At 67.3% G+C, this 12495-nt stretch carries 6 protein-coding genes; 4 read left to right on the top strand and 2 right to left on the bottom strand.

Features of this window, described 5'->3' with window-relative positions; all coding sequences use genetic code 11:
• Positions 1–57 precede the first annotated feature (57 nt).
• Positions 58–1713 carry an MFS transporter gene (locus tag ABD017_RS05950; RefSeq protein WP_343881166.1) on the bottom strand — a complete coding sequence of 552 codons (1656 nt, stop codon included), beginning with the start codon at positions 1711–1713 and terminating at the stop codon, positions 58–60.
• Between the two features lie 71 nt (positions 1714–1784).
• A complete protein-coding gene (locus ABD017_RS05945) occupies positions 1785–3149 on the bottom strand; it encodes a DcaP family trimeric outer membrane transporter (RefSeq protein ID WP_343881164.1) in 1365 nt (454 codons plus the stop codon).
• Between the two features lie 215 nt (positions 3150–3364).
• On the opposite strand from ABD017_RS05945, the gene acs reads away from it, so the two are divergent.
• The 4 genes from acs to ABD017_RS05925 all read left to right on the top strand — a co-directional run bounded on the left by acs (position 3365) and on the right by ABD017_RS05925 (position 12413).
• Entirely contained in the window at positions 3365–5305 is a 1941-nt protein-coding gene (acs, locus tag ABD017_RS05940; protein ID WP_343881162.1) for an acetate--CoA ligase, read from the top strand.
• Between the two features lie 85 nt (positions 5306–5390).
• Complete coding sequence (locus tag ABD017_RS05935; RefSeq protein WP_343881160.1) at positions 5391–6062, top strand: response regulator transcription factor; 672 nt, start codon at positions 5391–5393, stop codon at positions 6060–6062.
• Positions 6063–6230: 168 nt separating this feature from the next.
• Positions 6231–10931, top strand: coding sequence for a glutamate synthase-related protein (locus ABD017_RS05930; RefSeq protein ID WP_343881158.1), 4701 nt, complete (start codon positions 6231–6233; stop codon positions 10929–10931).
• Positions 10932–10949: 18 nt separating this feature from the next.
• On the top strand, positions 10950–12413 hold the full coding sequence (locus tag ABD017_RS05925) for a glutamate synthase subunit beta (protein WP_343881156.1): 1464 nt from the start codon (positions 10950–10952) through the stop codon (positions 12411–12413).
• Positions 12414–12495 lie beyond the last annotated feature (82 nt).

Genomic DNA, 12495 nt, shown 5'->3' with positions numbered 1-12495 from the left:
GCAAGGAAAAACGCAGCGGCTCGCGCCGCTGCGTTTTTTTGTGGCCGTGAGGGCCGCTCAGGCGGAGATGTCGACGTCCTTGGTTTCACGCACGAACAGCAGGCCGATCACGAAGGTCATCATCGCGATCACCACCGGATACCACAGGCCAGAGTAGATGTTGCCGGTGAGCGCCACGATGCCGAACGAGACCGAGGGCAGGAAGCCGCCGAACCAGCCGTTGCCGATGTGGTACGGCAGGCTCATCGAGGTGTAGCGGATGCGGGTGGGGAACATCTCCACCAGCCACGCCGCAATCGGGCCGTAGACCATGGTCACGTACAGCACCAGCAGGGTCAGCAACACCACCAGCATCGGGTAGTTGCTGCGCGCCGGGTCCGCCTTGGCCGGGTAGCCGGCCTCGTCCAGCACGGCGCCGAGGCTGGCGCCGAACGCCTTGTTCTGTGCCGCGAAATCGGCCTTGCTCAGACCGCTGCCTTCGAACGCATCGATGCTGGCACTGCCCACGGTCACCCTGGCCAGCGTGCCGGCCGGCGCCGCTTCGTTGTCGTAGGGCACACCGCGCTTGGCCAGCGTGCTCTTGGCGATGTCGCACGAGCTGGTGAAGGTGGAGGTGCCGGTGAGGTTGATCTGCAGGTGGCAGGTGGCGGGATCGGCCACCACCGTCACCGGCGCGGTGGCACGCGCCGCTTCGACGCCCGGGTTGCCGTAGTGGGTGAGCCCCTTGAAGATCGGGAAATAGGTCAGCGCGGCCAGCAGGCAGCCGGCCAGCACCACCGGCTTGCGCCCGATCTTGTCCGACAGCCAGCCGAACACCACGAAGAACGGCGTGCCGATCAGCAGCGCGGCGGCAATCAGCAATTGCGTGGTGGTGGCGTCGATCCTCAGCGTGCTGCCCAGGAAATACATCGCATAGAACTGGCCGCAGTACCACACCACCGCCTGGCCCGCGGTGGCGCCCAGCAGCGCCAGGATCACCAGCTTCAGGTTGCCCCAGCGGGCGAAGGACTCGGTCAGCGGCGCCTTCGACGCCTTGCCCTCGTTCTTCATCTGCTGGAACACCGGCGACTCGGCCAGCTGCAGGCGGATGTACACCGAGATGATCAGCAGCAGCGACGAGATCAGGAACGGCACGCGCCAGCCCCAGTCGTCGAACTTGTCGCCCAGCAGCCACTTGCAGCCCAGGATCACCAGCAGCGACAGGAACAGGCCGAAGGTGGCGGTGATCTGGATGAAGCTGGTGTACAGGCCGCGCTTGCCCGGCGGCGCATGCTCGGCAACATAGGTGGCCGCGCCGCCGTACTCGCCGCCCAGCGCCAGGCCCTGCAGCATGCGCAGCAGGATCAGGATCACCGGCGCGGCGATGCCGATCGAGCCGTAACTGGGCAGCAGGCCCACGAAGAAGGTGGACAGGCCCATGATCACGATGGTGATCAGGAAGGTGTATTTGCGCCCGACCAGGTCGCCGACCCGACCAAACACCAGCGCGCCGAACGGGCGCACCGCGAAGCCGGCGGCGAAGGCCAGCAGCGCGAACACCAGCTGGCTGGCCTCGTTGAGGCCGGAGAAGAACTGGTGGCCGATGATGACGGCCAGCGAGCCGTACAGGTAGAAGTCGTACCACTCGAATACGGTGCCCAGGCTGGAGGCCAGGATGACCCGCTTGTGACTGACGTCGAGCGCGGGGCGCCCATCGATCGCGGTGGTTGCCATGCTTTTTCCCCTCGTTGATGAATGTCGGCAGCCCTCCCGGATGCCGACATCGGTTCAGTGTCGCCAGTGGATCAGAATGAATACTTGGCGGTGAACTGCAACCGCTGCAGTTTGCCGGAGTCGTCGTTCTCCAGCACGCGGCGGCCCCAGGCGTACTCCGCGCCCAAATCCACCTTGGGCAGCGGCGAATAGAGCAGGTTCACGTGCGCGCTCTCGGTGTGCTTGTTGGCGGCCGGCCCGGTGAGCGCCAGGTCGTTGTCGATGCCGTTGCGCGCCACCATCAGGTTCATCCGCAGGCGGTCGTCGAAAGCGTGGTGCCAGGCCAGGTAGGCGGCCCAGACCCGGCGCGTCTCGATATCGCTGGCGGCATTGAGCATGCCGTCGGCGGCGACATTGGCCAGGCCGACGTAACGGCCGATGCCCTTGCCCACGGTGGCGCTGTAGCGCAAGTCATCATGGCTGCCGAGCACGGCCTTGCCCATCACGCTGACGCCGCCGGCGGTGGCGGTGCTGGTGCCGCTGGGCAGCGCATCGTTGCGGCCATCGGTGCGCAGCTGGCGCAGCAGGCCGGCCACGCCGAAGAAGCCCCAGTCGCCCTTCCAGGTGTAGCGCGCGGTGAGGTCGGGCATCACGTTGTGGTCGGGGGAAAGCTGCGCGCTGCCGCCTTGGTAGGGCGTCACCGTGGTGTGCGGGTTTTCCAGCGCCACCGCGAAACCGCCACTGGTGTAGCGCAACTGCGCCTGGCGCACGAACACGGTGCCGTCGGTGACGCCGATGAAGTCGACCGCCTCGGGCAGCGCGTTCGGGTCCATGAAGTTGGTCCAGGTCTGGCCGGCCAGCCAGTTGTTCCAGTACAGGTAGGCGTGGCGCAGGGTGAGGCCATAGCCATTGCTGGCGTTCTCGTTGCCCAGCGCGTTGCCGAAGAAATCCCACTCCAGGAAGGCGCCGACCTTGTCGCCGCCGTCGGTGAGGCTGTCCACGCCCACGCCGATGCGCGAGAACTTCGCGTGCATGTCGCTGTAGCTGGCCGACTTGCCGCCGATCGGCGTGGCGCCGGGCAGGTACAGGTCGCGGGCGGCGTTCTGGTCACCCAGATAGCCGTCCGTATGGGTGGACATGAAATCGGTCTTGATGAAGCCGCCGATCTTCACCGTGGTGTTGGCATACGCGTTGCCGGGCGTGGTCAGCGCTACCTCGTGGGTGGCGGCAGGCGCGGCGGCGCGCGGCGCGGGAGCGGTGGCCGGCGTGGGCGTCTGCGCGGCCTGCTCCCGCACCAGGCTCTTGAGCTCGTTCAACTGCTGCTCCAGCTGCGCCACGCGTTGTTCGAGTTGCCGCTCGCGCGTATCGCTTTGTGCATGCGCTGCCAGCGGCAGGCCGAGGGCACAGGCCACGCCAAGCGCCAGCGCCTGATAGCGGTTTGGGTATCTCGTGCTCATGCCAGCTCTCCCTGGGGATGACGAGCCGAGCATGGCCATGCTGCGGTGCACGCCGCTATTCGCCTTTGGTCGCTATTCGACCAAAGTCGATGCGGACTACTGCCTGCCGTGCCGGAACGATCGGGCTACACTCGAACGTCAGGTGGCGCGCGGCGCCGCCGCGCGTCCATCCATCCAACGATCCCGCCCATGCGGCGGCCAGCAGGAGGCCAGCCATGTCCAAGCTTTACCCGGTCAACCCAGCATTCGCCGCGGCGGCGCGCGTCAGCAAGGACGATTACACGCGCCTGTACGACGAATCGATCCGCGATCCGGAAGGCTTCTGGAAGCGCATCGGCCAACGCCTGGACTGGATCAAACCGCCGACGAAGATCAAGGACGTCTCGTTCGACCCGGCCGACCTGCACATCCGCTGGTACGAGGACGGCGAACTCAATGTCTCGGCCAACTGCCTCGACCGCCACCTGGCCACGCGTGGCGACAAGGTGGCGATCATCTTCGAGGGCGACGACCCGAAGGACTCGCGCCGCATCACCTACCGCGAGCTGCACACCGAAGTGTGCAAGTTCGCCAACACGCTGAAGAACCTCGGCGTGGTCAAGGGCGACCGCATCGCGATCTATCTGCCGATGATTCCGGAAGCGGCGGTGGCGATGCTGGCCTGTGCCCGCATCGGCGCGATCCATTCGGTGGTGTTCGGCGGCTTCTCGCCCGACTCGCTGGCCGGACGCATCGTCGATTCGCAGGCCAAGGTGGTGATCACCGCCGACGAGGGCCTGCGCGCCAGCAAGCACATTCCGCTGAAGGTCAACGTGGATGCGGCGCTGGAACGCCCCGGCACCAGCAGCGTGGAAACCGTGATCGTGGTGCGCCACACCGGCGGCCCGATCAACATGAAGTCGCCACGCGACCGCTGGTATCACACGCTGATGGAGGGCCAGTCCAGCGAGTGCGCGCCCACCCCGGTCGAGGCCGAGCATCCGCTGTTCGTGCTGTACACCTCCGGCTCCACCGGCAAGCCCAAGGGGGTGCTGCACACCACCGGCGGCTACCTGGTGTACATCAGCTACACGCACGAGCTGGTATTCGACCTGCGCGAGGACGACATCTACTGGTGCACCGCCGACGTGGGCTGGGTCACCGGCCACAGCTACGTGGTGTACGGCCCGCTGTGCAACGGCGCCACCACGGTGATGTTCGAGGGCGTGCCGAACTATCCGGACCACAGCCGCTTCTGGCAGGTGGTGGACAAGCACCAGGTCACCCTGTTCTACACCGCCCCCACCGCGATCCGCGCGCTGATGCGCGAGGGCGAGGCGCCGGTGAAGAAGACCTCGCGCGCGTCGCTGCGCCTGCTGGGCTCGGTGGGCGAACCGATCAACCCGGAAGCCTGGGAGTGGTACCACCGCGTGGTCGGCGAGGAGCGCTGCCCGATCGTCGACACCTGGTGGCAGACCGAGACCGGCGGCATCATGATCTCGCCCCTGCCCGGCGCCATCGCCACCAAGCCCGGCTCGGCCACGCTGCCGTTCTTCGGCGTGGCCCCGGCCATCGTCGACGCCGACGGCAACGTGCTGGAAGGCGAGGCCGAGGGCAACCTGCTGATCACCCGCTCCTGGCCCGGCCAGGTGCGCACCATCTACGGCGACCACCAGCGCTTCATCGACACCTATTTCAGCGCCTACCCCGGCAACTATTTCTCGGGCGACGGCGTGCGCCGCGACGCCGACGGCTACTACTGGATCACCGGCCGCGTCGACGACGTGATCAACGTCAGCGGCCACCGCCTGGGCACGGCCGAGGTGGAAAGCGCGCTGGTCTCGCATCCGAAGGTGGCCGAGGCCGCCGTGGTCGGCTGCCCGCACGACATCAAGGGCCAGGGCATCTACGCCTACGTCACGCTTGTCATTGGCGAAACCGGCAGCGACGAGCTGCGCAAGGAGCTGGTGGCCTGGGTGCGCAAGGAGATCGGCCCGATCGCCACGCCCGATTACCTGCAGTGGGCGCCGGGCCTGCCCAAGACCCGCTCGGGCAAGATCATGCGCCGCATCCTGCGCAAGATCGGCGAGAACAAGCCCGACCAGCTGGGCGACATCACCACCCTGGCCGACCCCGGCGTGGTGCAGAACCTGGTGGACGAGCGGTTGATCAAATGACGGGAGTCGAGATTCGGGGTTCGGGATTCGAAGCGGCGCTTTTCCGAATCCAGAATCCCGTTTCCCCAATCCCGGCTCTGGTCCCATGCCCGACATCCTGATCGCCGACGACCACCCGCTGTTCCGCGACGCGCTGCAGCGGGCGGTGCTGGCGGCGGTGCCGCGGGCGCGGGTGCATGCGGCCGACAGCGTACATGCCCTGCTGCAGCTGATCGAGCAGTTTCCCGACGCCGACCTGCTGCTGCTGGACCTGCACATGCCCGGCGCACGCGGCTATTCGGCGCTGGCCCACATCCGCGGCCAGTTTCCCGGCCTGCCCACCATCGTGGTATCCGGCCATGAGGAGCCGCAGGTGGCGCGCCGCGCGCTGGGCCATGGCGCCTCGGCCTACATCCCCAAATCCAGCCCAGGCGAAAGCATCGTGGCGGCGATCCGCGCGGTGCTCGATGGCGACGTCTGGCTGCCGCCCACCCTGGTCGGCGGCACGGCCGAGCTGCGGCCGGACGAGGCCGTGGTTGCCGCCCAGGTCGCCACGCTGACGCCGCAGCAGTTCCGGGTGATGGCGATGATCGCCGAGGGCCTGCTGAACAAGCAGATCGCGTGGGAGCTGGGGGTCTCCGAGGCCACCGTGAAGGCGCACATGACCGCGATCATGCGCAAGCTGGGCGTGGGCAACCGCACCCAGGTGGCCTTGTGCGCCAGCCATCTCGCGGTGGACCCGGAAAGCCTGCCTGCGCCACCGGACGACGCGGGTTGAGCGGGCCCCCCGGCCGCCGTCGCGGAACCGCCGATTCGTACGATCGTTTGGTTGTTTGCCGTCGCGCCCGCGCACAAGCGATTGGCCTCATAGACGGCCAAACGATTTTTCTTGCTTTTTTGTTGCAGCGCACTATAGTCGATACTCCCCTTTTTCCGGGATCGACAAATGGAACAACCGCGCGCGCAGGGTCTCTACGACCCAGGCAATGAACACGACGCCTGTGGCGTGGGTTTCGTCGCCCATATCAAGGGCCGTAAAACGCACGACATCGTCCAGCAGGGCTTGATGATCCTGCGCAACCTCGATCATCGTGGCGCCGTGGGCGCCGACCCGCTGATGGGCGATGGCGCCGGCATCCTCATCCAGATTCCCGATCGCTTCTACCGCGAGGAGATGGCCGCGCAGGGCGTGACCCTGCCGCCGCCGGGCGAGTACGGCGTGGGCATGGTGTTCCTGCCCAAGGAGCACGCCTCGCGGCTGGCCTGCGAGCAGGAGCTGGAGCGCACCGTGCACGCCGAGGGCCAGGTGGTGCTGGGCTGGCGCGACGTGCGGGTGGACGGCGCGATGCCGATGTCGCCCGCGGTGAAGGCGCGCGAGCCGGTGATCCGCCAGATCTTCATCGGTCGCGGCCCCGACATCATGGTGCCCGACGCGCTGGAGCGGAAGCTCTACGTGATCCGCAAGACCTCCAGCCACGCCATCCGCGCGCTGCACCTGAAGCACGGCCAGGAATACTTCGTGCCCTCGATGTCGACCCGCACGGTCGTCTACAAGGGCCTGCTGCTGGCCGGCCAGGTGGGCCAGTACTACCTCGACCTGGCCGACCCGCGCACGGTGTCGGCGCTGGCGCTGGTGCACCAGCGCTTCTCCACCAACACCTTCCCGGCGTGGGAGCTGGCGCACCCGTACCGCATGATCGCCCACAACGGCGAGATCAACACGGTCAAGGGCAACGTCAACTGGATCAACGCGCGCACCGGCGCGATCTCCTCGCCCGTGCTGGGCGACGACCTGCACAAGCTGTGGCCGCTGATCTATCCGGGCCAGAGCGACACCGCCTCGTTCGACAACTGCCTCGAACTGCTGACGATGGGCGGCTATCCGCTGTCGCAGGCGATGATGATGATGATTCCCGAGGCCTGGGAACGTCACACCCTGATGGACGACAACCGTCGCGCGTTCTACGAATACCACGCCGCGATGATGGAGCCGTGGGATGGCCCCGCCGCGATCGCCTTCACCGATGGCCGCCAGGTCGGCGCCACGCTGGACCGCAACGGCCTGCGCCCGGCGCGCTACGTGATCACCGACGACGACCTGGTGATCCTGGCCTCCGAGGCCGGCGTGCTGCCGGTGCCCGAATCGCGCATCGTGAAGAAGTGGCGGCTGCAGCCGGGCAAGATGCTGCTGATCGACATGGAAGCGGGCCGCATCATCGACGACAAGGAGCTGAAGGATCAGCTCGCCAACGCCAAGCCGTACAAGCAGTGGATCGAGCACATCCGGATCAAGCTGGACGACCTGCCGGCGGCGCGCACGGAGCCACGTTCCACCGAGACCCTGCTCGATCGCCAGCAGGCATTCGGCTACTCGCAGGAAGACCTGAAGTTCCAGCTGCTGCCGATGGCGCAGGCCGGCGAGGAAGCGATCGGCGCGATGGGCAACGACTCGCCGCTGGCCGTGCTGTCGGACAAGAACAAGTCGCTGTACCAGTATTTCCGCCAGCTGTTCGCGCAGGTCACCAACCCGTCGATCGACCCGATCCGCGAACAGATGGTGATGTCGCTGGTGTCCTTCATCGGCCCGAAGCCGAACCTGCTGGACATCAACAACATCAACCCGCCGTTGCGGCTGGAGGTATCGCAGCCGGTGCTGGACTTCGCCGAGATGGCCAAGATCCGCGACATCGAGCGCTACTCCAAGGGCAAGTTCCGCAGCTTCGAGCTGGACATCACCTATCCGGCGCTGTGGGGCAAGGCCGGTATCGAGGCGCGGCTGGCCTCGCTGTGCGCACAGGCTACCGACGCGATCCGGCTGGGCCACAACATCCTGATCGTCTCCGACCGCGGCGCCAACCGCGAGCGCGTGGCCATCCCCGCGCTGCTGGCCACCTCCGCCGTGCACCAGCACCTGGTGACGATGGGCCTGCGCACCAGCACCGGCCTGGTGGTGGAAACCGGTTCGGCGCGCGAGGTGCACCACTTCGCCCTGCTGGCCGGCTACGGCGCCGAGGCGATCCATCCGTACCTGGCGATGGAAACCCTGGCGCATGCCTGCGCCGGCGGCGAGGTGAAGCCGGAGAAGGCCATCGCCAACTACATCAAGGCGATCGACAAGGGCCTGCAGAAGGTGATGTCCAAGATGGGCATTTCCACCTACATGTCCTACACCGGCGCGCAGATCTTCGAGGCGGTGGGCCTCAACCGCGAGCTGATCGACAAGTACTTCACCGGCACCACCTCCAACATCGAGGGCATCGGCCTGTTCGAGGTGGCCGAGGAAGCGCTGCGCGTGCACGCCGCTGCCTACGGCGACGATCCGGTGCTGGCCGAGCGGCTGGACCCGGGTGGCGAATACGCCTACCGCGTGCGCGGCGAGGAGCACATGTGGACGCCTGACGCGATCGCCAAGCTGCAACACGCCACGCGCTCCAACAACGGTCAGACGTACAAGGAATACGCGCGCCTCATCAACGACCAGTCGAAGCGTCACATGACGCTGCGCGGGCTGTTCGAGTTCCGCATCGACCCGGCCGCGGCCATTCCGCTGGACGAGGTCGAGCCGGCGAAGGAGATCGTCAAGCGCTTCGCCACCGGCGCGATGTCGCTGGGCTCGATCTCCACCGAGGCGCACACCACGCTGGCGATCGCGATGAACCGCATCGGCGGCAAGTCCAACACCGGCGAAGGCGGTGAGGACGAGGCGCGCTACCAGAACGAGCTGCGCGGCATCACCATCAAGCAGGGCGACACCGTCGCCGGCCTGCTGGGCGCCGAGCACATCGAGCGCGACCTGGTACTGCAGGAGGGCGATTCGCTGCGCTCGCGCATCAAGCAGGTGGCTTCGGGCCGCTTCGGCGTCACCGCCGCCTACCTGATGTCCGCCGACCAGATCCAGATCAAGATCTCCCAGGGCGCCAAGCCCGGCGAAGGTGGCCAGCTGCCCGGCCACAAGGTGTCCGACTACATCGCGCAGCTGCGCTTCTCGGTGCCGGGCGTGGGCCTGATCTCGCCGCCGCCGCACCACGACATCTATTCCATCGAGGACCTGGCCCAGCTGATCCACGACCTGAAGAACTGCAACCCGCAGGCGTCGATCTCGGTGAAGCTGGTGTCCGAAGTGGGCGTGGGCACGGTGGCTGCGGGCGTGGCCAAGTCGAAGGCCGACCACGTGGTGATCGCCGGCCACGATGGCGGCACCGGCGCATCGCCGTGGTCGTCGATCAAGCACGCCGGCACGCCGTGGGAGCTGGGCCTGGCCGAGACCCAGCAGACCCTGGTGCTGAACCACCTGCGCGGACGCATCCGGGTGCAGGCCGACGGCCAGATGAAAACCGGCCGCGACGTGGTGATCGGTGCCTTGCTGGGCGCCGACGAGTTCGGCTTCGCCACCGCGCCGCTGGTGGTCGAAGGCTGCATCATGATGCGCAAATGCCACCTCAACACCTGCCCGGTGGGCGTGGCCACGCAGGACCCGGTGCTGCGCAAGAAGTTCTCGGGCAAGCCCGAGCACGTGGTGAACTACTTCTTCTTTGTCGCCGAGGAAGTGCGCGCGCTGATGGCCCAGCTGGGTATCCGTCGTTTCGATGACCTGGTCGGCCGCGCCGACCTGCTCGACACGCGCCAGGGCATCGCGCACTGGAAGGCCAGCGGGCTGGATTTCAGCCGCGTGTTCCACCGCCCGGAGGTGCCCGCCGACGTGGCCGTGCGCCATGTCGCCGAGCAGGATCACGGCCTGGATCGCGCCACCGGCAAGGCGCTGGACCACACCCTGATCGACAAGGCACGCCCCGCGCTGGAGCATGGGGAAAAGACCAGCTTCATCGTCAGCGTGCGCAACGTCAACCGCACCGTGGGCACGATGCTGTCCGGCGAAGTGGCGCGCCGCTACGGGCACGCCGGGCTGCCGGACGACACCATCCACATCCAGCTCGACGGCGTGGGCGGCCAGAGCTTCGGCGCCTTCCTGGCCCGCGGCATCACCCTGGACCTGGTCGGCGAAGCCAACGACTACGTCGGCAAGGGCCTGTCCGGCGGCCGCATCATCGTGCGCTCGCCGAACGACTTCCACGGCTTCGGCCCCGAGCACATCATCGTGGGCAACACCGTGTTGTACGGCGCCACCGAAGGCGAGGCGTATTTCAACGGCGTGGCCGGCGAACGCTTCGCGGTGCGCAACTCGGGCAGCACGGCGGTGGTCGAGGGCGTGGGCGACCACGGTTGCGAATACATGACCGGCGGCACCGTGGTGGTGCTGGGCGATACCGGCCGCAACTTCGCCGCCGGCATGTCCGGTGGCGTGGCCTACGTCTACGATCCCGATGGCCTCTTCGAGCACAAGTGCAACCTGGCGATGGTCGGCCTCGAGCCGCTGCTGTCGGGCATGGAGCAGGAGGTGCGCATCCCGCGCGAGCTGTGGCATGCCGGCGCCCGTGGCGCCGTGGCCGAAACCGACGAGGCGATCGTGCGGCGGCTGGTGGAGGCGCATTTCCGCTACACCGGCAGCTTCCGCGCCAAGGAGATCCTGCACGACTGGCCCGCCGCGCGCGCACGTTTCGTCAAGGTGATGCCCAGCGAGTACCGGCGTGCACTCGCCGAGCTGCACCAGCGTGCCGTGTTGGCATCCACCGAGAAGGCCACGGCCTGAGCCGCGAAGGAACAAATCATGGGCAAGATCACCGGCTTTCTCGAATATCCCCGCCAGGCGGAGGCCGCCGAGGCTCCCGCGCAGCGGAAAAAGCACTACCGCGAATTCACCCAGCACCTGTCCGATGAGCAGGCGAAGATCCAGGGCGCGCGCTGCATGGATTGCGGCATCCCGTTCTGTCACAACGGCTGCCCGGTCAACAACATCATCCCGGACTTCAACGACCTGGTGTACCGGCAGGACTGGAAGCACGCGATCGAGGTGCTGCATTCCACCAACAACTTTCCCGAGTTCACCGGCCGCATCTGTCCGGCGCCGTGCGAAGCCGCCTGCACGCTGAACATCAACAGCGACGCGGTCGGTATCAAGTCGATCGAGCACAAGATCATCGACAAGGCCTGGGAGGAAGGCTGGGTGGTACCGCAGCCGGCCGCCGTGAAGACCGGCTGGAAAGTCGCGGTGGTGGGTTCCGGCCCGGCCGGCCTGGCCGCCGCGCAGCAGCTGGCGCGGGTGGGCCACGCCGTCACCGTGTTCGAGAAGAATGATCGCGTGGGCGGCCTGCTGCGCTACGGCATCCCGGATTTCAAGCTGGAAAAGAGCCATATCGATCGGCGCGTGGAACAGATGCGCGCCGAGGGCGTGCAGTTCCGCACCGGCGTGTTCGTGGGCGCGGCAGCGGATGCGGTGCGTTACGGCAAGGTCGAGTCGATCACGCCCGAGCAATTGCAGGCCGAGTTCGACGCGGTGGTGATCGCCGGTGGCGCCGAAACACCGCGCGACCTGCCAGTACCGGGGCGCCAGCTGAAGGGCGTCCATTTCGCGATGGATTTCCTGCCGCAGCAGAACAAGGTGGTGGCCGGCGACCGGCTGAAGCACCAGACGCTGGCCACGGCCAAAAAGGTCGTGGTGATCGGCGGCGGCGATACCGGCTCCGACTGCGTGGGCACCTCCAACCGCCAGGGGGCGGCGTCGGTGACCCAGTTCGAGCTGCTGCCGCAGCCGCCGGCGCAGGAGAACAAGCCGCTGGTGTGGCCGTACTGGCCGCTGCGCCTGCGTACTTCGACCTCGCACGAGGAAGGCTGCCAGCGCGATTGGTCCGTAGCCACCAAGCGCTTCAACGACGACGGCAAGGGCAACGTGAAGAGCCTCACCGGCGTACGGCTGGAGTGGAAGGACGGCAAGATGAGCGAAGTCGCCGGCAGCGAGTTCGAGATTGCCGCCGACCTGGTGTTGCTGGCGATGGGTTTCGTGTCGCCGGTGCAGGCGGTGCTGGATGCGTTTGGCGTGGACAAGGACGCCCGTGGCAACGCCAGGGCCACCACCGACGGCGCCGGTTGCTACCGCACCAGCGTCGACAAGGTGTTCGCCGCCGGCGACATGCGCCGCGGGCAGTCGCTGGTGGTGTGGGCGATCCGCGAGGGACGCCAGTGCGCCCGCGCGGTGGACGAGTTCCTGATGGGCGTGTCCACGCTGCCGCGTTGAGCGCTCGCGCTGGATGACGTGAAAGCCGGCCTTCATGGCCGGCTTTCACGCATCTGGCGCGCGCCACGCCATCGCTCGACCG

It is taken from the genome of Rhodanobacter caeni (assembly GCF_039523575.1).
GTDB classification, from domain to species: domain Bacteria; phylum Pseudomonadota; class Gammaproteobacteria; order Xanthomonadales; family Rhodanobacteraceae; genus Rhodanobacter; species Rhodanobacter caeni.
The sequence above is the reverse complement of the archived record's forward strand: the minus strand, read 5'-3'. Positions and strand labels throughout refer to the sequence as shown.